Raw genomic sequence first — 25,143 nt, 5'->3', positions numbered from 1 at the left:
GGGCGAAACCTGCAGATGGGAAAAGGCCCCGGTGATCGCTCGCCGGGGCCTTTTTTCGTTCGCGCTGCGGTCACTCACGCCCGCTTCGACAGGATGCCGGTGGAGAGGGCGACGCCGGCGCCGGTGACGACGGCGGCAAGCAGTTCCGTCATGCCGAGCGGCTCGCCGAGCATGAGCCCGCCGCCGAGCGTCACCAGCACCGGCGTGATCGCCGTGAACGCCGCCGCCTGCGTGCCGCCGAGCGCGCGGATGGCCGTTCCGTAGGCGAAGGTGGCGACGAGGCCGGAGAGGATGCCCTGGCTGGTGAACTGCACCGCCACTTCCGACGCCGGGGCTGCGGCGAGCGTCGTGCCGAAAATCGCCGCCAGGCCGAGATGAATGAGGGTCGACCAGCTCGTGATGAGGGCGCCGCCCTGCAGCGGCGTCAGGCCCGACCGCCGGAAGGCGTGGGTATAGCCTGCCCACAGCAACCCGCCAAACGGCAGCAGCACGAAGCCGGTGAGCGTCATGCCGCCCGAGAGCAGCGCCTTGCCGAGCAGGAGCGCAAGCCCCGCAAGGATGGCGAAGAGGCCGAGCACGCGCATGCGGTCCGGACGTTCGCCGAACAGGACGATGCCGATCAGGGCCGTCGCAAGCGGCATGGAGCCGCCGAGCAGGATGCCGCCCGCTGCAGCCGGCGTGGAGTGCAGGGCAAATGCCGTCACCTGGAAGAACAGCGCCCCGGCGCCGGCGACCATGATGACGACGAGCCGCAACGGAACGCCCCGGGGCAGCAGGCCCATGCGGATCCAGATCGGGGACAGGACGAGGGCGGGAACGCCATATCGAAGCAGGCCGACGTCGATCGTGGTCAGCGATGTGGAGGCGGTATGGCGGGTGGCGAGCACCCAGGTTGCCCAGATGAGCACGGTGACGATTGCCCCGGCATAGCCGGCCGCGGTCGAGGTGCGTTCGGTGGGAGAAAGGGTGGAGATGGACATTTGGTATTCCCCGGCAGCGGTATGGGTTGTTTCTGCGGGAAAACTACTGCCGAATGCCGAGGCATGTCCTTGCTAATTATGGCTGTATGAAACTACAATTGGCAATTATCCGCCAATATCCGGTCTTAAAAGATAGAAAGATGCCAAATCTGGATAAATTCGATATCGCGATCCTGCGCATCCTTCAGGAGGACGCGCGCGCCACCAATGTCGAGATCGCCGAGCGGGTGAACCTGTCGCCTTCGCCCTGCCTGCGCCGCATCCGCAACCTGGAAAAGTCGGGCATACTCAAGGGCTACCGGGCCGATATCGACCGCAAGGAGGTCGGCCTCGGGCTGACCGTCTTCGTCGAGATCAAGGTGGACCGCCACAGCCTGCAGAATGCGCTGTCGCAGCAGGCGGCGCTGCTCGCCATTCCCGAGGTCGTGTCCTGCTTCCTGATATCGGGCAATGCCGATTTCCTGGCGGAGGTGGTGGTGGCCGATCTTGCGGCCTATGAGCGGCTTCTGACCGACACGCTGCTGACGCTGCCGGGCGTGTCCGATATCCGCTCCAACTTCGCCATCCGCACGATCAAGACCGGCGGCCCCTTGAAGCTGCCGGACCTGAAATGATCGGGACGCCGCCCCGGGAGTTGGGGGGCGGGGCGGCGTCCCTTTGCCGCTACGCCGCAGCGGCAAATCCGGTCGGAAGGGTGGGCGTCAGGCAGCAGCGATCGTCGCTTTCATGACGGCCCGCGCTCGATGAGGCCGCAGGTATCTGGGGGGACGGTTCCTCCATTCCGCAGGCCGAGCCGATCGGGACGCCGCCCCGGAGTTGGGGGGCGGGGCGGCGTCCCTTTGCCGCTACGCCGCAGCGGCAAATCCGGTCGGAAGAGTGGGCGTCAGGCAGCAGCAATCGTCGCCCGGACGACGGGCAAGGCATTCCTGTTGTCGTGGATGACGGCGGCGGAAGAGGCTTGCCCGCGCCGCAGGCCGGATCGATCGGGACGCCGCCCCGGGAGTTGGGGGGCGGGGCGGCGTCCCTTTGCCGCTACGCCGTAGCAGCAACCCGGTCGGTGTGGGCGGACTTCCAGGCGACGACCATCAGCGCGCCGATGACGGTCACGTGCTCCGACACCACGTAGAATTCGAGGGTCCGGAGCGGCTCCTCCATCGTCCAGAAGTTGTGCGCGATCGGTATGGTGAGCGCGGTGAACACCGCGAGCATGCCGGCGCCGAGCCAGGTGAAGCGGTTGGCGATGATGAAGGCCGATCCGAACAGCTGCGTCAGCGCGACGGCGGCGTTGAAGAACGGCGCGGGCTCCAGCCCGAAATGGGCCATTTCGGCGACGCCGGCGTCGAAGTCGAGCATCTTTGCCACGCCGCTCATCCAGAACATGGAGGTCAGCACCGTGCGGCCGAGGTAGCCGAACCAGTTGGAGCCGGTGAGGGAATCGATAAAGCTGGGCATTTCAGTCTCCAGGTCGCATGTGGATCTCCCGGCGCCGTCCTGGCTTCCGGTCCGACCCGCTCTGATCCTTTCGGCTCGCTCGGCGGGGCGCTGGAGACGTTTCTACCAGAGCGCGCACCGCAGGTTGTCACCTTGGTAACACCCTTGTGCCCGGCAGAATCGCCGATTTGCGGGCATGGCTGCCCCGGTTCGCGCCCGGACGCCGGGCGTGCGATCGGGATGCGTGGAGAGGGACGGAGCAGGGGGATTTCGATGCGCGCCGTGCGCGGAAGGCGGGCAGGGATGCGCCCGCGGTGCGCGCCGCCGTCCTGCGGCCGCGCGCTGCACCTCGCCTTCAGGTCACCTTGAGGTCAGGCCGTCATTCGGCCGCGACGGCCGCCGCCGGAACCTGCCGGTCGCGCCGGTCGAGCGCCACCGAGGTTGCGAAGACCAGCATGCCGCAGACGGCCATGATCGCGCCGACGAAGCCCATCGAGGCATAGCCGTAGCCGTTGCTGATGGCGATGCCGCCGAAGAGGGCGCCAAGCGCATTGGCGACGTTGAAGGCGGAATGGTTCAGCGCCGCAGCCAGCGTCTGCGCATTGCCGGCGACATCCATCAGCCGCGTCTGCAGCGCCGGGCCGACGACGAAGCTGCAGCCGATCAGGAAACAGCAGGCAAACAGCATGGCCGGGATGTGCGCGGTCAGGGAGAGCGTGACGAGCACGAAGAAATAGACCGTCAGCGACCAGCCGATGGTGCGCATCAGCGACAGGTCGGCAAGCTTGGCGCCGAAGATGTTGCCGACGATCATGCCCGAGCCGAACACCGCCATGATGACCGGGACCATCGACAGGTCGAGGCCGGCGACCTCGGTGACGATCGGCGAGATATAGGTGAAGACGGCGAACATGCCGCAGAAGCCGGTGGCGGCGATGCCGAGCGTCAGCCACACCTGCTTGCGCTTCAGGGCGCCGAGCTCGGTGAGCGCGTTGATGCCGACGGGCGCCTTGTCGCGCGGCAGGAAGATGGCGATGAGGGCCGCGGTCAGCACGCCGGTGACGCCGACGGCGGCGAACAGGAACTGCCAGTCGAGCATCTGGCCGAAGAAGGCGGCGAGCGGGGTGCCGATGAGGGTCGCGAGCGTCAGGCCGAGCATCACCTTTCCGACCGCCTGCGTGCGCTTGTTGACCGGCACCATCGCGGCGGCGACGAGGGCGGCGACGCCGAAATAGGCGCCGTGCGGCAGCCCGGTCAGAAACCGCATCAGCAGGAAGCTCTCGAAGGTCGGCGCCAGCGCGCTGGCGATGTTGCCGGCCGCAAACACGCTCATCAGCGCCAGCAGCAGGTCGCGCCGCCGGAAGCGGGCGCCGATGACCGCAAGCACCGGCGCACCGACGACGACGCCGAAGGCATAGGCGCTGATCACATAGCCGGCCCGCGCATTGGAGACGCCGAAGGTGGTGGCGACATCGGGCAGGAGCCCCATGATGGCGAATTCGCCGGTGCCGATGCCGAAGCTGCCGACGGCGAGCGCAAGGATGATGAGCGCCACCGTCAGCGGGGAGACGCGGGGCTGCTCGGCAAGGGCGGCGGCATTTTCAGCGGGATGCAATTCGGACACGGAGGCTTCTCTGTGGGGCGCAGCACAAAGGCGGAAGTACCGCGCTGCCACCCTCCTCCCGGGTGCTGTGCAGGCGATCCGGCCGGCGGCCATGCGATGGACGATCGTAGGGTTGGACTCTGCAAGACGGCGCGGAGCTTGGCGAAAGTTAACATCGTCAGCGAAATTCAGTATCCGCATTTTTGCATGGCAGCACCGCGCCCCATGCGCAGGTGGCCAATCTCGGCCCGTCCGCTGTTATTTCGCCGCTTTGCAACTATCTAATGGCAAGAACGTTTGGGGGAGGGCGCGCGCGAGACACCGGAGAATGCGATGCGGATTCAGGCGATATTCAACAAGGACGGCGGCACCTTCCGCACCACCGACATGGACGCCTATGTTCGCCATGCCGAAAAGGTGTTCGGTGATGCCGGCCATCATCTCGACTGCGACGTCGTCGAGGGGGCGGATATCGAGATGGCGCTGCGCCGCTGCGCCGACCGCACCGACCTCGACGCCATGCTCGCCGGCGGCGGCGACGGCACGATCTCGGCCGCAGCCGGCTTCGCCTGGGAAAGCGGCATCTCGCTCGGCGTCGTGCCCGCCGGCACCATGAACCTCTTCGCCCGCTCGCTCCGCATCCCGCTCAACATCTGGCACGCGCTCGACGCGCTCGCCGAAGGCACCGTCGCCGACGCCGACATCGGCAGCGCCAACGGCCGCGCCTTCGTCCACCAGTTCTCCGCCGGCATGCATGCGCGCATGGTCAGGCTGCGCAACGCGATGACCTATCGCTCGCGGCTCGGCAAGATGGCAGCCAACGTCCGCGCCGCCGTCGGCGTCATGCTGGATCCGCCGGAATTCGAGGTCGAGTTCGACGTCGACGGCATGCGCGAGCACCGGCGCGTCTCGGCGATCAACGTCTCCAACAACCGCTTCGGCAATGACGGGCTGCTCTATGCCGACGACGTCACCGGCGGCCATCTCGGCTTCTACGTCGCCAATCCGCTGAGCTCCCGCGGCGTGGCGAAGCTCGCCACCGACATCCTGCGCGGCAGGCTGCGCGAGAACGCCGACATCACCGAGATGACCGGCAGCGCCGTCGACCTGCATTTCCCCAAGATCGACCGCGCCGTCAACTGCGTCATCGACGGCGAACTGCTGCCGATGGGCAAGGACGTGGCCCTGCGCCTGCATGCCGGCGAACTGAAGGTGATCGTCCCGCGCGTCGAGGCCCAAGTCGCCGCGCCCACCACCGAAGCGGCGGCCTGAGCCGGGCGCGGCCGCCGCTCAGATCCGCGGCAGGTAGGTCTGGTAGTCGAAGTCGGAGACCGTGCGCAGGTAGGTGATCGCCTCCTTGCGCTTGGTGTCGCCGTAGAGTTTCCGATAGCGCTCGCCGAAGACGTCGGCGATGAAGGCGGACGCGGAGAATTCCTCCACCGCCGTCAGGAAATCGTGCGTCAGCCGCGGCACGCCGACCGGGTCCTTGCCCGGTTCGGTCGCCGGGCCAGGGTCGAGGTCGGCGTCGAGGCCGAGCAGCATGCCGCCGAGGATCGCCGTCAGGAGCAGGTAGGGGTTGACGTCGGCGCCGGCGACGCGGTGCTCGATGCGGGCGGCCGGGCCGTCCTTGTCGGGGATGCGGATCGCCGTCCCCCGGTGGCCGAAGCCCCAGTCGATGTCGACCGGCGCGAACGAGCCCGGCTGGAAGCGGCGGTAGGAGTTGGCGAAGGGGGCGAAGATCAGCTGCGCCTCGCGCATCGTCTTCAGCATGCCGGCCGTGACCGACTTCAGCCGCAGCGGATCGCCGCCCCTGGCGTCGAGCACGTTGCGGCCGTCGCGGTCGAGGATGCTCGCATGCACGTGCAGGCCCGAGCCCGCCTGGTCGGCATAGGGCTTGGCCATGCAGGTGGATTTCAGCCCGTGCCGGCGGGCGGCCTGCTCGGCGACGCGCTTTAAGTAGATGCAGTCGTCGGCGGCCGCCAGCGCGTCCGGCCGGTGCAGCAGGTTGATCTCGAACTGGCCGTGGCCGAACTCGGCCGTCGTCGCATCCGCCGGCAGCTCCATCTCGCGGGCGTAGGCGCGCACGGTCTGCAGGTAGTCGTCGAGTGCGTCCACCGCGCTCATGTCGTAGAGCTGGAAGCCGTTCGGCTGGTCGCGGTACATCAGCCGCTCCGGCGGCCGCGGCTTGCCGGTCGTGCGCCAGTCGTCCTGCACCACGTAGAATTCCAGCTCGGTCGCCACCACCGGCGTCAGCCCGCGCTCGTCGAAGCGCTTCAGGAGATTGGCGAGGATGGCGCGCGGACACATGAAGCTCGGCGTCCCGTCGAGCTCGTGCATGGTCGCAAGCACCTGCTTCGAGCCGGCCGGCGCCCAGGGCATGGCGGCGAGCGAGCGGCGGTCGGGCACGCATTCCCCGTCCGGATCGCCGACCGAGAGCGACAGGCCGGTGATGTCGTCGTTGTCGTCGCCCCAGATGTCGAGCGACTGGGTGGAGGAGGGCAGGCGCACGGTGCCGTCCCAGACCTTCTTCTCCGCCTCCAGCGGGATCTGCTTGCCGCGCAGGTCGCCGTTCATGCCGACGAGCAGGATTTCGATACGGGGCGGGGCATTGGCGGGCACGTTGGCGCGCGCCGGGATGTCGTTGCTCATGATCAGTATTCGCCTCGGGCAGGTTCCTTGACGACATCGTGGCCAAGCGATTCTCGCGCCGCTCTCTTGCCAAATGCCTGTTACATGGGCATTTTCCTAGCCTATTCTGACCCGCCGTTCAATGAGTGCGGGCGCTTTCACGGGCTTCGGGGGAGAGGCCGGTGGAGCCCTCTCAACGTCCCCCTGGCATTCGCCTGCAGACCGAGGAAAGTCTCTCATGTCGAACCCGTCCGCCGCCGCCTCCAATCTCGGTGCGCTCGATGCCGCCCACCACATCCATCCCTTCTCCGACATGAAGAAGCTGAACGCCGCCGGCACCCGCATCATCGAGCGCGGCGAGGGCTGCTACATCTTCGACAACCTCGGCAAGAAATATCTCGACGGTTTTGCCGGGCTCTGGTGCGTCAATATCGGCTACGGCCGCAAGGAGATTGCCGAGGCGGTGATGCGGCAGATGAACGAGCTGCCCTACTACAACACCTTCTTCGGCACCACGACGCCGCCGGCGGTACTGCTGGCGCAGAAGATCACGTCCCATGCCGGCCCGCACATCAACCGCGTCTTCTTCACCGGCTCGGGCTCGGAAGCGAACGACACCTGGTTCCGCATGGCCCGCGTCTACTGGGCGACGCTCGGCAGGCCTGAAAAGAAGATGGTGATCGCCAGGCGCAACGGCTACCACGGCTCCACCGTGGTCGGCGCCTCGATGGGCGGCATGAAATACATGCACGAGCAGGGGGCCCTGCCGATCGAGGGCATCGTCCATATCGGCCAGCCCTACTGGTTCGGCGAGGGCGGCGACCTTTCGCCGGCGGAGTTCGGCCTGAAGATGGCCCGCGAGCTGGAGGAAAAGATCGACGAGCTTGGCGAGGACAACGTCGCAGCCTTTGTCGCCGAGCCGATCCAGGGCGCGGGCGGCGTCATCGTGCCGCCGGAAACCTACTGGCCGGAGATCGCCCGCATCTGCAAGGCGCGCAACATCCTGCTCGTCGTCGACGAAGTGATCTGCGGCTTCGGCCGCACCGGCCGCTGGTTCGGCCACCAGCATTTCGGCGTCGAGCCGGATTTGGCGCCGATCGCCAAGGGCCTGTCGTCCGGCTACCTGCCGATCGGCGGCGTCATGGTCTCCGATCGGGTGGGCGACGTGCTCGTCAACGAGGCCGGCGACTTCAACCACGGCTTCACCTATTCCGGCCATCCGGTCTGCGCTGCGGCAGCGCTGGAAAACCTGCGCATCATCGAGGACGAGAAGTTGGTCGAGCGCGTCCACGACGACGTCGGCCCGTACCTGGCGGAAGGACTGAAGTCGCTCGAGGACCATCCGATGGTGGGCGAGACCCAGTGCGTCGGGCTGATGGGCGCCGTCCAGCTTGCCGAGGACAGGGCGAGCCGGACGCGCTTCGCCGACAAGGAGAAGGCCGGCGTCGAGGTCCGCAACCACTGCCTTTCAAACGGCCTCGTCCTGCGCGCCACCGGCGACCGCATGCTCTTCTCCCCGCCGCTGGTCATTTCCCGCGCCGAGATCGACGACATGATCGCGATCACCCGCAAGGGTCTGGATCATGCGTGGAAGGTGATGAAGGGCTGAGCGCGCACCAACGCGCGTGACACCATCCAAGATCCCGTCATGCCGGACTTGATCCGGTATCCAGCAGCGCCGCGTCTGCGGCGCGAGAAAAGCTTTATCGCGCAAGGACTTGCGCGGGCTGGATCCCGGATCAGGTCCGGGATGACGGAGGAGGAAGGGACCGCGCGTTCACACGATAGCCCCCCGGAAGAGGACATGCGCCCGCGCCACTGGCGACCGCATGCTCTTCTCCCCGCCGCTCGTGATTTCCCGGGCCGAGATCGACGACATGATCGCGATCACCCGCAAGGGTCTGGATCATGCGTGGAAGGTGATGAAGGGCTGAGTGCGCGCACCAACGCACGCGACGCCATCCAAGATCCCGTCATGCCGGACTCGATCCGGCATCCAGCGGCGCCGCGTCTGCGGCGCGGGAAAAGCTTTATCGCGCAATGACTTGCGCGGGCTGGATCCCGGATCAGGTCCGGGATGACGGAGGAGGAAGGGACCGCGCGTTCTCACGGTAGCCCCCGGGAGAGGACATGCGCCTGCGCCACCGGCGACCGCATGCTCTTCTCCCCGCCGCTGGTGATCTCCCGCGCCGAGATCGACGACATGATCGCGATCACCCGCAAGGGTCTGGATCATGCGTGGAAGGTGATGCGGGGCTGACGGCGCGCACCAACGCACGCGACGCCATCCAAGATCCCGTCATGCCGGACTCGATCCGGCATCCAGCGGCGCCGCGTCTGCGGCGCGGGAAAATCTTTATCGCGCAATGGCTTGCGCGGGCTGGATCCCGGATCAGGTCCGGGATGACGGAGGAGGAAGGGACCGCGCGTTCTCACGGTAGCCCCCGGGAGAGGACATGCGCCTGCGCCACCGGCGACCGCATGCTCTTCTCCCCGCCGCTCGTGATCTCCCGGGCCGAGATCGACGACATGATCGCGATCACCCGCAAGGGGCTGGATCATGCGCGGAAGGTGATGAAAGGCTGAGCGCGCGCACACCAACGCGCGTGACGCCATCCAACATCCCGTCATGCCGGACTTGATCCGGCATCCAGCAGCGCCGCGTCTGCGGCGCGGGAAAAGCTTTATCGCGCAAGGACTTGCGCGGGCTGGATCCCGGATCAGGTCCGGGATGACGGAGGAGGAAGGGACCGCGCGTTCTCACGGTAGCCCCCCGGGAGAGGACATGCGCCCGCGCCACCGGCGACCGCATGCTCTTCTCCCCGCCGCTCGTGATCTCCCGGGCCGAGATCGACGACATGATCGCGATCACCCGCAAGGGTCTGGATCATGCGTGGAAGGTGATGAAGGGCTGAGCGCGCGCACCAACGCGCGTGGCGCCATTCAACATTCCGTCATGCCGGACTTGATCCGGCATCCAGCAGCGCCGCGTCCGCGGCGCGGGAAAGGCTTTATCACGCAAGGACTTGCGCGGGCTGGATCCCGGATCAGGTCCGGGATGACGGAGGAGGAAGGGACCGCGCGTTCTCACGGTAGCCCCCGGGAGAGGACATGCGCCCGCGCCTCCGGCGACCGCATGCTCTTCTCCCCGCCGCTGGTCATTTCCCGCGCCGAGATCGACGACATGATCGCGATCACCCGCAAGGGGCTGGATCATGCGTGGAAGGTGATGAAGGGCTGAGCGCGCGCACCAACGCGCGTGACGCCATTCAAGATCCGTCATGCCGGACTTGATCCGGCATCCAGCAGCGCCGCGTCTGCGGCGCGGGAAAAGCTTCATCGCGCAAAGACTTGCGCGGGCTGGATCTCGGATCAAGTCCGGGATGACGGAGGAGGAAGGGACCGCGCGTTCTCACGATAGCCCCCCGGGAGAGGACATGCGCCCGCGCCAACAACGACTACCGCGCCGATCGAAATCGGCTCACTCCGCCGCCGGATACACCCACGCATAACTGAAACTGTAGCGGTCGCCGTCGCGGCCGTAGAGATAGGGCAGTTCCACCCGGTGCAGGTCGGGTGCGGCCGCCGCCCGGCCCTTGCCGAAGCGGGCGGCGTCGGCGAGAAGCGCCTGCGGCGCCTCGGCCGGTGAACCGTCCTCGTTGCGCCAGACGACCATCACCGGCGCCTGCGCGCTCCAGGCGACGTCCGGGGCGAAGCCGGCATAGTCCTCCGAGACGACCGGCACCCAGGGAAACTGCAGGCGCAGGTTGCCGGCGAGGTGCGTATCGTCGGCAAGGATGACGACGGGCGTCACCCCTTCCTCGGCGATATGCCGGGCAAAGGCGTCGTAGGGCACGTTGAGCTTCTGGTAGTCGCCGGTCAGCCCGGCGGCGGCGACGCGGACAAACAGGATTGCCGGCACGGCGATCATGATGGCGGCGGCGATCGGGGCGAAGCGCTTCAGCTGCAGCGCATTGCCGAGACCGGCGGCCTCGATCTTCAGGCAGAGATAGAGCGGCAGCACCAGCAAAAGCGGCGTCAGCCAGCGGTCCTTGATGTGCGCCGCCCCGGCAAAGAGGATCAGGAGCAAGAGCGCCAGCAGGAAGAAGGCCATCATCGCCTCGATCAGCGCGGTCCAGCGGTTGCCGGCGGAGAGCGCCTTCCACAGGTCGCCCCGGAAGACGATCGCAAACACTGCGACGGTCACCGCCGAGAAGCCGAGGATCGCGGTTGCGAGCGACAGCAGGCCTTCGAGGATCTGCGAGGAAATCCCGGTGCTGCCGTCCGACAGCTTGTCCATCGTGCCGCCGGAGGCGAGCGCCAGGTGGTCGAGCAGCCAGAGCGCATGCGGCAGAACGATCACCAGCGCCGCCGCGGCGGTCAGGCCAAGCCGCCAGTCGAACAGCCGCTGCCGCCACTCGCGATCGAACAGGATGGCGAGAAGGCCCGCGGCCGGAAGGAGCGCGAAGTTGTACTTGGCGATCATGCCGATGCCGATCGCGACGCCGGTGACGAGATAGGAGAGCGCCGTGGGGGCGGCGAGCGTGCGCAGGAAGCCGTAGAGGAAGAGCGCTGCGGCGAAGACGACGGCCACCGTATGCGTCAGGTCGCGCTGCGCCTCGAAGGCGATCTGCGGGATGGTCAGGAGCGACAGCGTGGCGATGATCGCGAGATCCCGATCCTTCAGCACCGTGCGCGCCGCCAGCCCGTAGGCGAGATAGGCGGCAAACAGCATCCCGTTCTTCAGGATGCTGATCGCGAAAACGCTCGGACCCGTCAGCCGGATCAGCCCGTATTGCAGCCAGTTGTAGAACGGCGGCTGGGTGTCGTAGCCGGCCGACAGCCACTGCGACAGGAGGATCTGCTGCGCCTCGTCGCGCTCGAGCGCGCCCGGCAACGCCATCCGCACCAGGAAATTGACGGCGAAATAGACGGCCAGCAGCATGAAGACCGCATGCGGGGCCGATCGCAGGAAGCGGGTCATCTCACGGGCCGCGGAAGATCTGCCGGACGATATAGTTCGGCGTGTCGTCATCGCGGAAATAGGTGCGCGCGATCATTTCCGACAGGATGCCGGTGGTAATCAGCTGGATCGACGACAAAAACAGCATGACGCCGACGAGCAGCAGCGGCCGCGTGCCGATGTCGTTGCCGAAGGCGAACTTGTCTATGAACAGATAGGCGAGGATGACGGCGCTGAGCGCGCCGGCCGCAAGCCCGATCGAGCCGAAGAAATGCCCCGGCCGCGCCTTGTAGCGCATGAAGAACAGCACCGAGAGCAGGTCGAGGATCACCCGGAAGGTGCGCGAGATGCCGTATTTCGAGGTGCCGAGGGTGCGCGGGTGATGGGTGACGACCATCTCGCCGATGCGCGAGCTCGGCACCACGCCGGCAACCCAGGCGGGGATGAAGCGGTGCATCTCGCCCATCAGCTTGACCTGCTTGATGATCGAGGCGCGGTAGATCTTCAGGCTGCAGCCGTAGTCGTGCAGCCGCACGCCGGTGATCCGGCCGATCAGCGCATTGGCGCACCAGGACGGGATCTTGCGCAGGAAAAGCCCGTCCTTGCGGTTCTTGCGCCAGCCGACGAGCAGGTCGAGCTGGCGGTCGTCCAGCGCCTGCGCCATGGCGCGGATGTCGGCCGGGTCGTTCTGCAGGTCGCCGTCCAGCGTCGCGATCAGCCGGCCGCGGGCGGCGTCGATGCCGGCCTGCATGGCCGCCGTCTGGCCGAAATTGCGCTGCAATTCGATGATCGCCATGGTCAGCCCCGGCCGGTCCAGCAGGCCGCGCGCCTTGAGGAGCGTCGCATCCGTGCTGCCGTCGTCGACGAGGATCAGCTCCCACGGCTTGTCGAAGCCGTCCATGGCTGCGCAGATGCGTTCGATCAGCGGTCCGACGCTCTCTTCCTCGTTGAACACGGGCACGACGAGCGAAATCTCGATGGCCGCGGACTGCTGCTCGACCGCGATGATGGTTTCCGAATTTTGCTGCAACTCTTCTTTCTCCACTCCGGCGGAGTTCTGTCGTCGTGCGTATCGTGATAACACGCGCCCGCAACCTGACGAGGGAAACCCAGCACTTATATGAGTTCCGCGCCAAATTCCAGCCGAGGATCCGGGCTTTCCCGTCATGTCTCCCGCCATGCGATGACGGCGCTCACGCTCGCCTGCCTGCTGGCCTATCTCGCCTTCGTCGAATGGCAGTGGGGCTGGGGACGGCTCCTGGCGCAGTGGCAGAAGGTCGGCACCGGCACGACGATCGCGGCTCTCGCGCTGCTGACGGCGACCTACCTCGTGCGCACCCAGCGCATCCACGACTATTTCCCCACAGCGACCGCCGGGCAGTTCCTCAAGCTGTTCCGGCTGACGCAGGTCCATAACCTCCTGAACATCATGCTGCCGTTCCGGGCCGGCGAGACGAGCTTCCCGCTCCTGATGCGCTCTCAGTTCGCAGTGCCGCTGCCGCGCGCCACGGCGGCACTTTTCGTGATGCGCCTGCTCGACCTGCACGCGCTCTGCGCCGCCGCCGGCATCGGACTCGTGCTCAACGCCGGCAACCACGCGGCCGCCTGGCTCCTCTGGGCGCTGTTCCTCGTCTCGCCGCTCGCCCTCTTCGCCGTCAAGGCGCCGTTCTTCCGCCGGCTCCATGGCCGCCTGCCGGGGAAGCTGGAGACGCTGCTGGAGGAGGTCGAGGCGGGTATCCCGGCCGATGCCGGCCGCTTCGCCCGCGCCTGGGGCTTCACCGTGCTCAACTGGGGCGTCAAGGTGCTGGTGCTCGCCTGGGTGCTGGGCCTGCTCGGCGTGTCCCCCATTGCCGCCACCTTCGGCGGCGCGCTCGGCGGCGAACTGTCCTCGGTTCTGCCGGTGCATGCGCCGGGCGGCGTCGGCACCTATCCCGCCGGCATCACCGCCGGCGCCGCAGCCTTCGGCGCCGATCGCGGCCGGGCGGGCCTGTCGGTCCTGGCGGAGGCGTCGATCAACGCGCATCTGATGATCGTCGCCAGCGCCTGCATCGGCACGGCACTGTCGGTGGTGCTGTCGTGGATCCCCGCAAGGGCGCGCTGACCGCCGCCGGTCTCGCCCATTGCAGGCCTATTGCCCACTGCCTACTCCCTGTCGCCCACTGCCTGCGACCTACTGGAACGCCGTCTCGAAGAAGCTCCGCAGTTTCCGCGAGTGCAGCTTTTCCGTCGGCATGCCGGCGAGCTTTTCCAGTGCCCGGATGCCGATCCTCAGGTGCTGGTTGACCTGGGTGCGGTAGAAGGCGGTCGCCATGCCGGGCAGCTTCAGTTCGCCGTGCAGCGGCTTGTCGGAGACGCAGAGCAGCGTGCCGTAGGGGACGCGGAAGCGGAAGCCGTTGGCGGCGATCGTCGCCGATTCCATGTCGAGCGCGATCGCGCGCGACTGCGACAGCCGCTTCACCGGCCCGCGCTGGTCGCGCAGTTCCCAGTTGCGGTTGTCGATCGTGGCGACGGTGCCGGTGCGCATGATCCGCTTCAGGTCGTAGCCCTCGAGCCCGGTGACTTCGGCGACGGCACTTTCCAGCGCCACCTGCACCTCTGCGAGTGCGGGGATCGGCACCCAGACCGGCAGGTCGTCGTCGAGCACGTGGTCCTCGCGGACATAGGCGTGCGCCAGCACGTAGTCGCCGAGCGTCTGGCTGTTGCGCAGGCCCGCGCAGTGGCCGAGCATCAGCCAGGCATGCGGGCGCAGCACGGCGATATGGTCGGTGATCGTCTTGGCGTTGGACGGGCCGACGCCGATATTGACCAGCGTGATGCCGCCATGGCCCTTGCGCTTGATGTGGTAGGCCGGCATCTGCGGCAGCCGTGCCAGCGTCAGGTCGGTGTCCGGCTTGTCGTTGCCGGCCTGGGTGACGACGTTGCCGGGCTCGACGAAGGCGGTGTAGCCGTTGCCGCCCTCGGCCATCTGAAGCCGCGCCCAGGCGCAGAACTCGTCGACGTAGAACTGGTAGTTGGTGAACAGCACGAAGTTCTGGAAATGGTTGGCGCTGGTCGCCGTGTAGTGGCTGAGCCGGGCCAGCGAATAGTCGACGCGCTGGGCGGTGAATGCCGCCAGCGGCGAAGGCTCGCCGGGGCCGGGCTCGTAGGAGCCGTTGGCGATCTCGTCGTCGGTATTGGTCAGGTCCGGCGCGTCGAACAGGTCGCGCAGCGGCACCGTGATGTTCTCGGCCACCTCCGCCTCGACATAGGCGCCCTCGCCGAAGGCGAAGTGCAGCGGAATGGGCGTCGCCGATTCGGAAACGGTGACCACGACCCCGTGATTGCGCATCAGATGGCCGAGCTGCTCCTTCAGATAGTGGCGGAACAGCGTCGGCCGGGTGATGGTGGTCGAATAGATGCCGGGCGAGGCGACATAACCGTAGGACAGGCGCGAATCGACATGGCCGAAGCTCGTCGACTGCACGCTCACCTGCGGATAGCAGGCGCGGTAGCGGCAGTCGGGCGCGCCGATCTTCGCCAGCCCCATGAAGGCGTCGGTGAGAAACCGGGTGTTGCGGTCATAGAGCGCCTGCAGGCAGTCGACGGCCTTGGCCGGATCATCGAAGGTCTGGGGCTCGAAGGGTTCGGGCGTGGAGAAGGGGAGGGCCGTGGGCGACAAGTTGCTCTTGCTCGTGAATCGTTGATCTCCTGCCAATTTTGCACGCAAACGCGACGAAAGTAATGCCTGCGCACCGCAATCGGACCGTTTTCGGCGGGAATGTTTACCCCTAGCGCGGTGCGGCGAGGATCACCAGCGCCCCCGCGAGCGCGATGCCGGCGCCTGCCAGGTCGAAGCGATCGGGCGCCACGCCTTCCGCGAGCCACAGCCAGAGCAGGGAGGCGGCGATGTAGACGCCGCCATAGGCCGCATAGGCGCGGCCGGCAGCGCTCGAATCGATCAGCGTCAAAAGCCAGGCGAAGGCGGCGAGCGCCGCCATGCCGGGGATCAGCCACAGGGCGGATTTGTCGAGCCGGAGCCAGGCCCAGAAGGCGAAGCAGCCGGCGATTTCGGCAAGGGCGGCGGCGGCATAGACGAGGAAGGGCTGCATGAAGGCTCCGTGGCTGGAGCCCGATCCTTAGCGGAAGTGGCGTGAAAGCGGAAATCGCTTTTCACGTGCAGGCTGCTGCGCGCCGCCCGGGTCGTAGGGCGTCAGATCATCGCCTGGCGCTGCAGGGTGACGAAGAGCACGAGACCGGCACCCTGCTTGCCGATGCCGAGGCTGGTTCCGTTCGCAAACGAGACGGCGGCCAGCGGAGCCACCATCAGCGCGGTCAGGAGAAGGATGCGAAAACCGACGGCGAGGCTGGAAAAGAGCGAAAGCGGCATGGGACGTGTCCCTTCGGCGGTTTGCGCGGCCCGGCTCAGAGGGCCGGCGGGCAGAGGGCGGGGATGGCGCAGGCGCTGGCAGTGCCGTAGCGCTGCAGCTGCTCGTGGCGGCGGGCATCGGTTTCGACGGCGGCCGCCACCGAGACTGCGAAAACGGTCATGAGCAGCGAGATGATCGTCAGTCGACGTGCCAGGATTTCCATTGTTCTTCCCCTTGGGTGGCGTGTGATGATGCCCTTTTTGCACGTGGCGACTGAATGCGTCCTGAGAGGTCGGTTCATCTGGCGTTCAGGAAACGAGCGGGCAAGCCTTGAAGGCGGGCCGGCGCGCCTCTACGTCAGTCCGGCCCATGCCCGGCCACCACCATCGGTCGCCGGAGGGGCGCCCGCACGTTTTGAACCCATGCGGATCCCGCGCCGGGAAGGGCCGGAGACGCACCAAGGAGAACCGGATGACCCGACCGATCGAGCTGTTCTACTGGCCGACGCCCAATGGCCACAAGATCACCATCATGCTGGAGGAACTGGGCGTTCCCTACGCGGTGAAATACATCAACATCGGCAGGGGCGAGCAGTTCGCGCCGGATTTCCTGAAGATCGCACCGAACAACCGCATGCCGGCGATCATCGATCCGGACGGCCCCGGCGGCGCGCCGATCTCCGTCTTCGAATCCGGCGCCATCCTGCAGTATCTCGGCCGCAAGTACGGCCGCTTCTACCCGACCGACGAGCGCGCCCGGGTGCAGGTCGAGGAATGGCTGTTCTGGCAGATGGGCGGTCTCGGGCCGATGGCCGGCCAGGCGCATCATTTCCGCCAGTACGCGCCGGAGAAGATCGAATACGGCATCAACCGCTATACCAACGAGGTCAACCGCCTCTACGGCGTGATGAACCGCAGGCTCGAAGAACACGAATACCTCGCCGGCGCGTACTCGATCGCCGACATGGCCTGCATCGGCTGGGTGCGTCCCTACGAGAACCAGGGCCAGACCCTTGAGGACTTCCCCAACCTGAAGCGCTGGTTCGAGGCCGTGCTCGCGCGGCCCGCCGTCCAGCGCGGCATCGAGGTTGGCAAGGAAGAGCGCGCCCGCCAGGCGAGCCTCGCCGAGGACAAGGAAGCCCAGAAGATCCTGTTCAACCAGCGGGCGCGGTAGCGTCGTCCGTCAATGCAGGAGCCGGCCCGTCCGGAAGGAACGGGCCGGCTCTCGTCCTGCGCCGCCGTGCGCCTCGTGTTTTCACCCGGCGTCGCAGAAAGCCTCTCTGCTTCTGCGCGCGCAGGATCAGAGCCGCGACCAGGTCTGCGACTTGCAGAACACCTTCAGCATGCAGCCCTTCATCGTCAGCGCGTTGCCGTTGACCGTGCCGGAACCGCTGTAGGTCTTGTCGTCGACGGGATCGGTGATCGAGCCGCTGTAGGCGTCGCCCGAGCCTTCGAGCTGGCCGATCCGCTTGCCGGCGAACTTGCCGGTCTTCAGCGTGATGCAGAAGCCGCCGCCGCATTTCTCGATCGCCGCGGTCTCGCCGCTTGCGGTCTTCCAGTTTCCTTCGATCGGCTCGGCCGCGAATGCGCCGCCGCAAACGCCAAGGCACAGCGCCATGGCCGCAACGAACCTGCGTGTCATCGTTTTCCTCCCGGTCCCGGACTGCCCCCGTTGAAATGGCGCAGCCGTCGTTGTGCCTGCGCCCTCAGCCCGATGCCGCGAAAGCTAGCTTACGCAAACGTAAAGGTAAACAAGCAGGCGTCGGAAATTTTTCAGGGTTTCCGGCCAGTTCGCCGCCCGAAGGCGCCGGCATTTCTGCGCGCCGGGAAGAATCCGACCGGTTTGCGTGGTTAGCCATTGCTTTAAATCGCCGGTTGAATTTTTCGTAAATTTTGAAGCGAATCCGCTGCGTTCCAGCCCCTCCGATGCTTAACGAAAACCCAAGTTTACCAAGCGTTTGAACTTTGTTTGTCGCAAATTAAGCATGCATTTTAAGCGACCTTTGAAGGCCTTTTGGCATAGTGGAGCCATAAGACGAGCACGGAAAACAACCGGCCGGACAAACCTTCGAAGATCAACGACCGCAAAGACGGAAGGGCTTCGAAAGGTAGAAAAAACAGGGCGATACGAGAAGAAGAAACGAAGACAGGGACAAGACGATGGCACGCTTCGAAATCCAGAATGCCGAAAATGCCGCCATGACGGGCGGCGAGGCCCGCGCGGATGCCTTCTGCGAAATGGGTCTGATGTATGCGACCGGTCGCGGATGCGCCGTCGATCTGGTCGCAGCCCACAAGTGGCTCAACATCGCTGCCATCAAGGGTTGCGATCGGGCCGCCGAACTGCGCGCCGACCTCGCGGCCACCATGAGCAAGACCGATCTTGCCCTGGCGCTGCGGGCCGCCCGCGAATGGATGACGGTGCATTGAGGAAGACGGCAATAGCCAATCGGCAGTAGGCCGTGGGGTTGACCAAGAACAACAAAGCCTGCGGAAGATGATGCTGTCCGCGACCCTACTGCCTACTGCCTGCTACTTGCCAGCTACCTCACGGCCTTCAGGACCTTCGGCAGAACCGCCTCGAACAGGTCGAGATCCGCATCCGGTCCGACGCTGACACGAATGCAGCGGTTCAGCGGCGCAACGCCCGGCATGCGGATGAAGACGCCGTGCTCCATCAACCCGTCGACGATCGCCCGCGCGTGCACGCCGTCGCTGCCGCAGTCGATGGCGACGAAATTGGTCGCCGAGGGCAGGGGTGAAAGCCCGTTCTGCCTGGCGATCGCCGTGATCCGATCGCGCGCCACGACAATCTTCTCCACCACGTCGCGAAGATAGGCCTGGTCCTCCAGCGCCGCCAGGGCGGCGACCGTGGAGATGCGCGCCATGCCGAAATGGTTGCGGATCTTGTCGAAGGCCTGGACATTGCCGAGCGTGCCGATCGCATAGCCGACGCGGGCGCCGGCGAGCCCGTAGGCCTTGGAGAAGGTGCGCATCCTGAGCACGTTGGGCTGGCCGATCAGCGCGTCGATCGCCGGCGTGGACCCGGCGGGCGCGGTCTCACAATAGGCCTCGTCGAGGATCAACAGGCTCCGGTCGGGCAGGGCGCGTGCGAACGACAGCACGCTGCCGGCGTCCCACCAGCTTCCCATCGGATTGTCCGGATTGGCGAGGTAGACGAGCGGTGCGTCCTCGCGCTTCGCCGCCGAAAGCAGACCCTCCAGGTCCTCCCTGTCGTTCACATAGGGCGTGGTGACCAGCCGCCCGCCATAGCCGTTCACATGGTAGTTGAAGGTCGGGTAGCCGCCCTGCGAGGTGACGACCGGCGTGCCGGGCTCGACCACGAGCCGCACGATCTCGCCGAGCAGCCCGTCGATGCCGCCGCCGATCGCGATGTTCTCGCGCGAGACGCCATGGTGAAGGGCAAGCGCCTCGCGCAGCTCGAAGTTCTCCGGATCGCTGTACATCCAGGTCTCGCCGGCCCTCTCGCGGATGGCCTTGAGCACGGAGGGGGCGGGACCGAAGCCGCTCTCGTTGGCGCCGATCCGCGCGCGCACCTTCCGTCCGCGCGCACGCTCGATCGCCTCCGGCCCGACGAAGGGCACGGTGGACGGCAGCGCGTTGGCAAGCGGGGTGAAGCGAAAGAAGCCGGACATGTCTGCAAACCCTGTATCGTGCGGCGCGGAAGGGTGCGCAGGCGACCGCGGTCGCCCGGCACGTGCGGGCCGGCACCCTACTGCAGTTTCCGGCAAATCGGAATTGGTTTTCCGGCAGAATAACGGACGGGATTCAAGGCGTTACATTTTGCATCCCGCCTGCCGCGCCGGGAACGCGGCGCCCGGCCGCAACCGGCCGTTCCTAGAAGGCGAAGCGCTGGCGATCGACGCCGCGCATGTAGGCGGGCGGCGCTTCCTTCTTCTTGGCGGCGACGCCGCCGGTGAAGTAGTCGGCGCGCACGATCTCGTGCAGCAGTTCCTCGTCGATCTCCTTGATGAACTGCACGCCGATGCGGTGGTCGTTGCGGTAGACCTCCGCACAGCCGACGCGGGCCATCACGCCGACAACGGTGAGGTAGTAGTGCGGGCCGAGCCCGATCGTGGTGTTGACCGAGAGGCTGGCGCCGCCCTGCGAGATGTCGATCAGCTGGCAGGTCCTGACCTTGGGCAGCGCCAGGTCGAAGCCGACCGAGAGCAGCATGCCCTGGCGGTTGACCCTGAACCGTTCCCATTTGCGCTCGTACAGGCCGCCGCTCTGCCGCTTGTCAACCAGCTCCACCATTGCAACTCTCCAGAAAGAAGCGGGACATCATTCCCTCAACGATAGTGTTGCAACTATGTGTTGGAATTGGCTGAAAGCAATTCCTCAAAATTTACACACCATATCATTGGGGTCCGGGCGGCCGGCGCGGGCAGCCTCGCGCAAGGTCGAATCAGCGCGACATCACGAGCTTGAGGTAGTCGGCATCGAGGAACATGTTGAACCGGACGACCCGTTCGTCGCCCACCCGGCGGACCTGGGTGCAGCCGATCTCGTCCTGCATGCCGCCGATGCGCAGGAAGAAGTTTTCCGGAAGTTCGACGCGGCCGCTGAGGTCGATGATGGCGCCGGCAGAGGAGATCGTGCGAACGATGCAGTCGTATTCGGTCGCCGCGCTCAGGTGGTGGCCGACCGGGATGACGTGGCTCAGCCTGTCGATGCGGTGCTGGACGAAGCTGCGCTTCTGGTTCTGGTGCCTGCTGTGCTCGTGCTCGTGCGCGCTCTGAAGGGACATGACGTCCTCCCGACCGATATCCTGCATCCAGTCTATCCGCACGCGGTTGATGAAATGCAAAGACGGCACCCTGCATTTCGCAGGGCGCCGCCGGAGCGATATCGCGGAGGGGGCAGAGCCTACTGGAAGGCCTGCAGGCCGGTCTGCGCCCGGCCGAGGATCAGCGCATGCACGTCGTGGGTGCCCTCGTAGGTGTTGACCGCCTCGAGGTTCATCACGTGGCGGATCACGCCGTACTCGTCGGAGACGCCGTTGCCGCCGTGCATGTCGCGGGAGACGCGGGCGATGTCGAGCGCCTTGCCGCAATTGTTGCGCTTCATCAGCGAGATCAGCTCGGCGGAGGCGCGGTGCTCGTCGAACAGCCGCCCGAGACGCAGCGCGCCCTGCAGGCCGAGCGCGATCTCCGTCTGCATGTCGGCGAGCTTCTTCTGGACGAGCTGCATCTGCGCCAGCGGCTTGCCGAACTGCTTGCGGTCCAGCGTGTACTGACGCGCGGCGTGCCAGCAGAACTCGGCGGCCCCCATCGCGCCCCAGGCGATGCCGTAGCGGGCGCGGTTGAGGCAGCCGAACGGACCGGCGAGACCGGCCACTTCCGGCAACAGGTTCTCTTCCGGCACGAACACGTCCTGCATCATGATCATGCCGGTGATCGAGGCGCGCAGCGAGAACTTGCCTTCGATCTTCGGCGTCTCGAAGCCCTTCATGCCGCGTTCCAGGATGAAGCCCTTGATCTTGCCGTCATGCGCTTCCGACTTCGCCCAGACGATGGCGATATCGGCGATCGGCGAATTGGTGATCCAGTTCTTGGCGCCGGACAGCAGATAGCCGCCATCGGCCTTCTTCGCCCGGGTGACCATGGAGGAGGGGTCGGAGCCGTGGTCCGGCTCGGTCAGGCCGAAGCAGCCGACCCAGTCGCCCGCGGCGAGCTTCGGCAGGTAGGTCTTGCGCTGCGCCTCGGTGCCGTAGGCGAAGATCGGGTGCAGGACGAGCGAGGACTGCACCGACATCGCCGAGCGATAGCCGGAATCGACCCGCTCCACCTCGCGGGCGACGAGCCCGTAGGAGACGTAGTTGGCGCCGACGCCGCCATATTCCTCGGGGATCGTCGGCCCGAGCAGACCGAGCGCGCCCATCTCGGTCATGATCTCGCGGTGGAAGATCTCGTGGCGGTTGGCCTCGGTGACCCGCGGGGCGAGCTTGTCGCGGCAGTAGGCGCGCGCGGCGTCGCGGATCATCCGCTCCTCGTCGGTGAGCTGGTCCTCGAGCAGGAAGGGGTCCTCCCAGTCGAAGGCGGCCATCTTGGCGCGGGCCTGCTCCGGGGTCGCTTTGTGTGCACTCATCTCAGGGCTTCCTCTCGCCGTCGTGTCGTTCAGAGGTTTTCTCGGACATGAGTGCTACATCAGCTTTGCGCCGGCCGGAAGGGCGGGAACAATCCGCCGGCGGCGGGACTTTCCCTCTTTGCGCATGGTTTCATGCGCGCCACGAATGAAACGCCCCGGATCGCCTCGCCCGGGAATTTCAGCCTTCGTCATCAATATGTCCTCTGCCGGTGGCACGAGACAGCTGCCAATTGTCAAGGAGACGCGAACGTGCGTGACCGCTTCAAGCGATCGGTGGAGAGCTTCTTCCTCGATCCGGAACGCTTCGGCGAACTGTTCCAGCCCTTCTTCCGCGATCCCGAGAAGAAGGCCGCCCCCGTCCGCCGGCGGCGGATCGACGGACCGCAGCTGGCCGAGGTGAAGGGCTTCGGCTCCAATCCGGGCAATCTGCGCATGCTGGAATACCTGCCGGACGGCCTGCCGGCAAACGCCGCCCTCGTCGTCGTCCTGCATGGCTGTCGCCAGACGGCGGAGAGCTACGACCGCGCCGCCGGCTGGGCGGCGCTGGCGCGCGAGCAGGGCTTCGCCGTGCTCTATCCCGAGCAGCGGGACGCGAACAATCCGCGCCGCTGCTTCAACTGGTTTCGTCCGAGCGAGGTGACGCGCGACCGCGGCGAACTGGCCTCGATCCGCCAGATGATCGATCACCTGTCCGCCCGCGCGCGGATCGATCCCGCCCGCATCCATATCACCGGCCTTTCGGCCGGCGGGGCGATGACGGCGGCGATGCTTGCGAACTACCCCGAGCTCTTCGCATCCGGCGCGATTATCGCCGGCCTGCCGTTCGGGGCCGCGCGCGACGCCCGCCGGGCGCTGGCGGCGATGGAACAGGTGCCGGGCCGCGCCGCCCGCGAATGGGGCGAACTGGTGCGCGCCGCCGCACCGGCGCAAGGCCGCCTGCCGCCGGTGGCGATCTGGCACGGCACGGCCGACCGGACGGTCTCGATCTCGAATGCCGAGGCGCTCGTCGCCCAGTGGCTCGACGTCCACGGCCTCGACGCGGCCGCCTTCTCCGAGAGCCGCACGAAGGGCCGGCGCACCCGCCGCTGGCGTGACGCCTCCGGCCGAAGCCGCGTCACCTACCACCGCATCGCCGGCCTCGGCCACGGCACCCCCGTCACCCGCGGCAAGGGCGGCGGCTACGCCGCGCGCTCCGAGCCGTTCATGCTGGAGGCCGGGTTTTCCTCGACGCTGCAGATCGCGCGGGACTGGGGGCTGTTGCGACCGAAACGGCAGTAAGGTTTCACTGCGTGACGCAGCGGGCCACCCATAGGAACCGCCTCCTTTGCAACGGGCGCTAAGGATTGAAGCGATCTTGGGACGCTGGTAAAATTTCGCCTCTTCCGCATCCGGACGTTGGAGCGGGGCACTTAGGGCGAAGCGCGCGGGCGATGCAACGGCGCCGTACCGCTGCAGGATAGAGCCCACGACCGCGACATCAAAGCGCGCGGCGTGACGATCTGCCTTCTCCTGCAACACGCAGTGGGTCGGGGAGGATCGGCGAATGGCTGAACAATGGCTGTTCAAGAGCGAGACCTATGACAACTGCAATTGCGCGATGAATTGCGGGTGCCAGTTCAACTTGCCGAGCACGCATGGCTATTGCCAGTCGGCCTTCGTCGGCAGCCTTGTCGAAGGCCACTTCGGCGATACGCCGATCGCAGGCTTGAACTGGGCGGCGTTGTACAAGTGGCCCGGCGAAATCAAGGACGGAAACGGCCGGCGCCTGATCGTGATCGACGAGCGCGCCGATGAGGCACAGCGGTTCGGGCTCGAAGCGATCATCTCGGGCGCGGCAGGCGAGCCGTTGAGCAACCTCTTCTCCGTATTCGCCACCACCTGTTCGCAATTTTGCGAGACGTTGTTCCTGCCGATTCATCTCGAAGCCGATCTGGAACTGCGAACCGCGAGAGTGGAGATACCCGGCGTCATGCGCAGCAGCGGCAGGCCGATGATCAACGAATTCACCGGCGCGCCGTTCCACATCGCGCTGGCACGTCCGAGCGGCAGTTTCGAATTTACCTACGCGGAGATCGGCCTGGGCACGACCTCGGTCATCGGGGAGATGGACATGGCCTACGAAGATTCGTGGGCCCATTTTTGTGTTCACCACTTCAACCAGGACGGTCTGGTCCGGGAGAGGTCGAGGCTCACCGCGTGGCTCGACCGCATGAGCCCGCGCGCCCATCCATGATGCCGTGGCATGCCGTGCCGTTGGATTGAAGCGTGAAAACCGTCGACGCTACCGGTTCAGCAACCACTCGTGCTCCGCCGCATTGTGGAACTTCCATACCCGCTTCGGTCCGGCCATCACGTTGAGATAGTAGAGGTCGTAGCCGTGGCAGGTGGCGCAGGGGTGGTAGCCCTTCGGTACCAGCGTCACGTCGCCGTCCTCCACCGCCATCGCCTCGTCGAGCGAGCGGTCGTCGGTATAGACGCGCTGGAAGGCGAAGCCCTGCGGCGGGTTGAGCCGGTGGTAGTAGGTCTCCTCCAGGAGGCTCTCGTTGGGCAGGTCGTCGCGGTCGTGCTTGTGCGGCGGGTAGGAGGAGGTGTGGCCCTCCGGCGTGATCACCTCGACCACCAGCAGCGAATGCGCAACACCGTCGTCCTCCGGCATGATGTTGGTGACGTGGCGGACGTTGCTGCCCTTGCCGCGGACGATCTGCGGATGCGTGCCGGGCGGGATCGCGCGTGCCTTGTGGCCGCCGCCGCCCGGCGCCGAGCAGACGGCGAGCTCGAGCTCCGTCTCCGCCGTCACCGACCAGTTCGAATCGGCCGGCACATAGAGCGCATGCGGCTGCCCCTCGAACACGCTCATCCGCTCGCCGAGCACCCCGAAGCTCTCCCCGCCCGCCGTCGCGGTGCCCTTGCCGGTGACGAACACCAGGCACACCTCGCGGCTGCCGGTCTCGGCTGCGACGATCTCGCCGGGCTTCATCCGGTGCAGGTCGAAGCCCACATAGGTCCAGCCGGCGGTCTCGGGCGTCACATGCGTCACCCGGCCATGGCTTCCGTTCGGCTTGACGAGCAGTTTCGGCATCGG

The 25,143-nt window shown here is 66.5% G+C and carries 25 protein-coding genes; 8 read left to right on the top strand and 17 right to left on the bottom strand.

Annotated elements, in window-relative coordinates; genetic code table 11:
- Nucleotides 1-74: 74 nt before the first annotated feature.
- The gene (locus tag P0086_RS05280) at nucleotides 75-980 is read right to left on the bottom strand and encodes a DMT family transporter (RefSeq protein ID WP_148652382.1); all 906 of its coding nucleotides are present in this window, start codon (nucleotides 978-980) and stop codon (nucleotides 75-77) included.
- Nucleotides 981-1,120: 140 nt separating this feature from the next.
- Between P0086_RS05280 and P0086_RS05275 the strand changes: the two genes are divergently transcribed.
- Nucleotides 1,121-1,594, top strand: coding sequence for an Lrp/AsnC family transcriptional regulator (locus P0086_RS05275; protein ID WP_112597287.1), 474 nt, complete (start codon nucleotides 1,121-1,123; stop codon nucleotides 1,592-1,594).
- Between the two features lie 418 nt (nucleotides 1,595-2,012).
- Here the strand turns inward: P0086_RS05275 and P0086_RS05270 are convergent, their stop codons facing one another.
- Both P0086_RS05270 and P0086_RS05265 read right to left on the bottom strand, forming a co-directional pair.
- Entirely contained in the window at nucleotides 2,013-2,432 is a 420-nt protein-coding gene (locus tag P0086_RS05270; protein WP_275783262.1) for a DoxX family protein, read from the bottom strand.
- A gap of 358 nt (nucleotides 2,433-2,790) precedes the next feature.
- The gene (locus tag P0086_RS05265) at nucleotides 2,791-4,026 is read right to left on the bottom strand and encodes an MFS transporter (protein ID WP_275784405.1); all 1,236 of its coding nucleotides are present in this window, start codon (nucleotides 4,024-4,026) and stop codon (nucleotides 2,791-2,793) included.
- 321 nt (nucleotides 4,027-4,347) lie between these two features.
- Here P0086_RS05265 and P0086_RS05260 point away from each other — a divergent pair, with 321 nt between their 5' ends.
- Complete coding sequence (locus tag P0086_RS05260; RefSeq protein WP_275783259.1) at nucleotides 4,348-5,286, top strand: diacylglycerol kinase family protein; 939 nt, start codon at nucleotides 4,348-4,350, stop codon at nucleotides 5,284-5,286.
- A gap of 18 nt (nucleotides 5,287-5,304) precedes the next feature.
- Here the strand turns inward: P0086_RS05260 and P0086_RS05255 are convergent, their stop codons facing one another.
- Entirely contained in the window at nucleotides 5,305-6,663 is a 1,359-nt protein-coding gene (locus P0086_RS05255) for a glutamine synthetase family protein (RefSeq protein ID WP_148652384.1), read from the bottom strand.
- Nucleotides 6,664-6,880: 217 nt separating this feature from the next.
- On the opposite strand from P0086_RS05255, the gene P0086_RS05250 reads away from it, so the two are divergent.
- Nucleotides 6,881-8,251 (top strand): aspartate aminotransferase family protein, encoded by a 1,371-nt coding sequence (locus tag P0086_RS05250; RefSeq protein WP_275783256.1) that lies wholly within the window; start codon nucleotides 6,881-6,883, stop codon nucleotides 8,249-8,251.
- Nucleotides 8,252-10,123: 1,872 nt separating this feature from the next.
- Here P0086_RS05250 and P0086_RS05245 read toward each other — a convergent pair.
- Nucleotides 10,124-11,626 (bottom strand): glycosyltransferase family 39 protein, encoded by a 1,503-nt coding sequence (locus tag P0086_RS05245; RefSeq protein WP_275783253.1) that lies wholly within the window; start codon nucleotides 11,624-11,626, stop codon nucleotides 10,124-10,126.
- Nucleotide 11,627: 1 nt separating this feature from the next.
- Entirely contained in the window at nucleotides 11,628-12,635 is a 1,008-nt protein-coding gene (locus P0086_RS05240) for a glycosyltransferase family 2 protein (protein WP_112597298.1), read from the bottom strand.
- Between the two features lie 90 nt (nucleotides 12,636-12,725).
- Between P0086_RS05240 and P0086_RS05235 the strand changes: the two genes are divergently transcribed.
- Nucleotides 12,726-13,706, top strand: coding sequence for a lysylphosphatidylglycerol synthase transmembrane domain-containing protein (locus P0086_RS05235; protein ID WP_275783249.1), 981 nt, complete (start codon nucleotides 12,726-12,728; stop codon nucleotides 13,704-13,706).
- A 69-nt stretch (nucleotides 13,707-13,775) separates the two neighbouring features.
- Here the strand turns inward: P0086_RS05235 and P0086_RS05230 are convergent, their stop codons facing one another.
- The 4 genes from P0086_RS05230 to P0086_RS05215 all read right to left on the bottom strand — a co-directional run bounded on the left by P0086_RS05230 (nucleotide 13,776) and on the right by P0086_RS05215 (nucleotide 16,174).
- Entirely contained in the window at nucleotides 13,776-15,263 is a 1,488-nt protein-coding gene (locus P0086_RS05230; protein ID WP_112597301.1) for an AMP nucleosidase, read from the bottom strand.
- A gap of 109 nt (nucleotides 15,264-15,372) precedes the next feature.
- Nucleotides 15,373-15,693, bottom strand: a complete 321-nt coding sequence (locus P0086_RS05225) for a YnfA family protein (protein ID WP_112597302.1) — start codon at nucleotides 15,691-15,693, stop codon at nucleotides 15,373-15,375.
- Between the two features lie 101 nt (nucleotides 15,694-15,794).
- Complete coding sequence (locus tag P0086_RS05220; protein WP_275783246.1) at nucleotides 15,795-15,971, bottom strand: hypothetical protein; 177 nt, start codon at nucleotides 15,969-15,971, stop codon at nucleotides 15,795-15,797.
- Between the two features lie 35 nt (nucleotides 15,972-16,006).
- On the bottom strand, nucleotides 16,007-16,174 hold the full coding sequence (locus P0086_RS05215; RefSeq protein ID WP_162702340.1) for a hypothetical protein: 168 nt from the start codon (nucleotides 16,172-16,174) through the stop codon (nucleotides 16,007-16,009).
- A gap of 248 nt (nucleotides 16,175-16,422) precedes the next feature.
- Here P0086_RS05215 and P0086_RS05210 point away from each other — a divergent pair, with 248 nt between their 5' ends.
- Nucleotides 16,423-17,124 carry a glutathione S-transferase N-terminal domain-containing protein gene (locus P0086_RS05210; protein WP_275783243.1) on the top strand — a complete coding sequence of 234 codons (702 nt, stop codon included), beginning with the start codon at nucleotides 16,423-16,425 and terminating at the stop codon, nucleotides 17,122-17,124.
- Between the two features lie 126 nt (nucleotides 17,125-17,250).
- On the opposite strand, the gene P0086_RS05205 is transcribed toward P0086_RS05210, so the two are convergent.
- Nucleotides 17,251-17,592: a DUF2147 domain-containing protein gene (locus tag P0086_RS05205; RefSeq protein ID WP_112597306.1), complete on the bottom strand. Its 342-nt coding sequence runs from the start codon at nucleotides 17,590-17,592 to the stop codon at nucleotides 17,251-17,253.
- A 518-nt stretch (nucleotides 17,593-18,110) separates the two neighbouring features.
- On the opposite strand from P0086_RS05205, the gene P0086_RS05200 reads away from it, so the two are divergent.
- Complete coding sequence (locus tag P0086_RS05200) at nucleotides 18,111-18,380, top strand: tetratricopeptide repeat protein (protein ID WP_112607702.1); 270 nt, start codon at nucleotides 18,111-18,113, stop codon at nucleotides 18,378-18,380.
- Between the two features lie 113 nt (nucleotides 18,381-18,493).
- Here the strand turns inward: P0086_RS05200 and P0086_RS05195 are convergent, their stop codons facing one another.
- From P0086_RS05195 to P0086_RS05175, 5 genes are all read right to left on the bottom strand, one after another.
- Complete coding sequence (locus P0086_RS05195; protein WP_112614553.1) at nucleotides 18,494-19,606, bottom strand: pyridoxal phosphate-dependent aminotransferase; 1,113 nt, start codon at nucleotides 19,604-19,606, stop codon at nucleotides 18,494-18,496.
- Between the two features lie 202 nt (nucleotides 19,607-19,808).
- The gene (locus tag P0086_RS05190) at nucleotides 19,809-20,228 is read right to left on the bottom strand and encodes a PilZ domain-containing protein (RefSeq protein WP_112607706.1); all 420 of its coding nucleotides are present in this window, start codon (nucleotides 20,226-20,228) and stop codon (nucleotides 19,809-19,811) included.
- 151 nt (nucleotides 20,229-20,379) lie between these two features.
- Complete coding sequence (locus tag P0086_RS05185) at nucleotides 20,380-20,721, bottom strand: hypothetical protein (RefSeq protein ID WP_148151140.1); 342 nt, start codon at nucleotides 20,719-20,721, stop codon at nucleotides 20,380-20,382.
- Nucleotides 20,722-20,840: 119 nt separating this feature from the next.
- A complete protein-coding gene (locus P0086_RS05180; RefSeq protein WP_275783235.1) occupies nucleotides 20,841-22,061 on the bottom strand; it encodes an acyl-CoA dehydrogenase in 1,221 nt (406 codons plus the stop codon).
- 54 nt (nucleotides 22,062-22,115) lie between these two features.
- Entirely contained in the window at nucleotides 22,116-22,253 is a 138-nt protein-coding gene (locus P0086_RS05175) for a hypothetical protein (RefSeq protein ID WP_162714640.1), read from the bottom strand.
- Between the two features lie 57 nt (nucleotides 22,254-22,310).
- Here P0086_RS05175 and P0086_RS05170 point away from each other — a divergent pair, with 57 nt between their 5' ends.
- Nucleotides 22,311-23,339 carry a PHB depolymerase family esterase gene (locus tag P0086_RS05170; protein ID WP_275783230.1) on the top strand — a complete coding sequence of 343 codons (1,029 nt, stop codon included), beginning with the start codon at nucleotides 22,311-22,313 and terminating at the stop codon, nucleotides 23,337-23,339.
- A gap of 265 nt (nucleotides 23,340-23,604) precedes the next feature.
- On the top strand, nucleotides 23,605-24,294 hold the full coding sequence (locus P0086_RS05165) for a DUF1326 domain-containing protein (protein ID WP_112597315.1): 690 nt from the start codon (nucleotides 23,605-23,607) through the stop codon (nucleotides 24,292-24,294).
- Nucleotides 24,295-24,342: 48 nt separating this feature from the next.
- Here P0086_RS05165 and iolB read toward each other — a convergent pair whose 3' ends face one another.
- Entirely contained in the window at nucleotides 24,343-25,140 is a 798-nt protein-coding gene (iolB, locus tag P0086_RS05160; protein WP_275783227.1) for a 5-deoxy-glucuronate isomerase, read from the bottom strand.
- Between the last annotated feature and the right edge of the window lie 3 nt (nucleotides 25,141-25,143).

Source organism: Mycoplana sp. MJR14 (assembly GCF_029210525.1).
Taxonomy (GTDB): Bacteria; Pseudomonadota; Alphaproteobacteria; order Rhizobiales; family Rhizobiaceae; genus Mycoplana.
Note: the sequence above shows the minus strand (reverse complement) of the source record. Positions and strands in the feature narration are given on the sequence as shown.

Bases quoted from the DNA above. Each gene is read 5' to 3' on its own strand.
- P0086_RS05280 (WP_148652382.1), bottom strand. From the start codon at position 980: ATGTCCATCTCCACCCTTTCTCCCACCGAACGCACCTCGACCGCGGCC.
- P0086_RS05185 (WP_148151140.1), bottom strand. From the start codon at position 20,721: ATGTCCCTTCAGAGCGCGCACGAGCACGAGCACAGCAGGCACCAGAAC.
- P0086_RS05210 (WP_275783243.1), top strand. From the start codon at position 16,423: ATGACCCGACCGATCGAGCTGTTCTACTGGCCGACGCCCAATGGCCAC.
- P0086_RS05260 (WP_275783259.1), top strand. From the start codon at position 4,348: ATGCGGATTCAGGCGATATTCAACAAGGACGGCGGCACCTTCCGCACC.
- P0086_RS05195 (WP_112614553.1), bottom strand. From the start codon at position 19,606: ATGTCCGGCTTCTTTCGCTTCACCCCGCTTGCCAACGCGCTGCCGTCC.
- P0086_RS05225 (WP_112597302.1), bottom strand. From the start codon at position 15,693: ATGCAGCCCTTCCTCGTCTATGCCGCCGCCGCCCTTGCCGAAATCGCC.
- P0086_RS05215 (WP_162702340.1), bottom strand. From the start codon at position 16,174: ATGGAAATCCTGGCACGTCGACTGACGATCATCTCGCTGCTCATGACC.
- P0086_RS05205 (WP_112597306.1), bottom strand. From the start codon at position 17,592: ATGACACGCAGGTTCGTTGCGGCCATGGCGCTGTGCCTTGGCGTTTGC.
- P0086_RS05255 (WP_148652384.1), bottom strand. From the start codon at position 6,663: ATGAGCAACGACATCCCGGCGCGCGCCAACGTGCCCGCCAATGCCCCG.
- P0086_RS05220 (WP_275783246.1), bottom strand. From the start codon at position 15,971: ATGCCGCTTTCGCTCTTTTCCAGCCTCGCCGTCGGTTTTCGCATCCTT.
- P0086_RS05200 (WP_112607702.1), top strand. From the start codon at position 18,111: ATGGCACGCTTCGAAATCCAGAATGCCGAAAATGCCGCCATGACGGGC.
- iolB (WP_275783227.1), bottom strand. From the start codon at position 25,140: ATGCCGAAACTGCTCGTCAAGCCGAACGGAAGCCATGGCCGGGTGACG.
- P0086_RS05250 (WP_275783256.1), top strand. From the start codon at position 6,881: ATGTCGAACCCGTCCGCCGCCGCCTCCAATCTCGGTGCGCTCGATGCC.
- P0086_RS05190 (WP_112607706.1), bottom strand. From the start codon at position 20,228: ATGGTGGAGCTGGTTGACAAGCGGCAGAGCGGCGGCCTGTACGAGCGC.
- P0086_RS05180 (WP_275783235.1), bottom strand. From the start codon at position 22,061: ATGAGTGCACACAAAGCGACCCCGGAGCAGGCCCGCGCCAAGATGGCC.
- P0086_RS05165 (WP_112597315.1), top strand. From the start codon at position 23,605: ATGGCTGAACAATGGCTGTTCAAGAGCGAGACCTATGACAACTGCAAT.
- P0086_RS05245 (WP_275783253.1), bottom strand. From the start codon at position 11,626: ATGACCCGCTTCCTGCGATCGGCCCCGCATGCGGTCTTCATGCTGCTG.
- P0086_RS05175 (WP_162714640.1), bottom strand. From the start codon at position 22,253: ATGACGAAGGCTGAAATTCCCGGGCGAGGCGATCCGGGGCGTTTCATT.
- P0086_RS05235 (WP_275783249.1), top strand. From the start codon at position 12,726: ATGAGTTCCGCGCCAAATTCCAGCCGAGGATCCGGGCTTTCCCGTCAT.
- P0086_RS05270 (WP_275783262.1), bottom strand. From the start codon at position 2,432: ATGCCCAGCTTTATCGATTCCCTCACCGGCTCCAACTGGTTCGGCTAC.
- P0086_RS05275 (WP_112597287.1), top strand. From the start codon at position 1,121: ATGCCAAATCTGGATAAATTCGATATCGCGATCCTGCGCATCCTTCAG.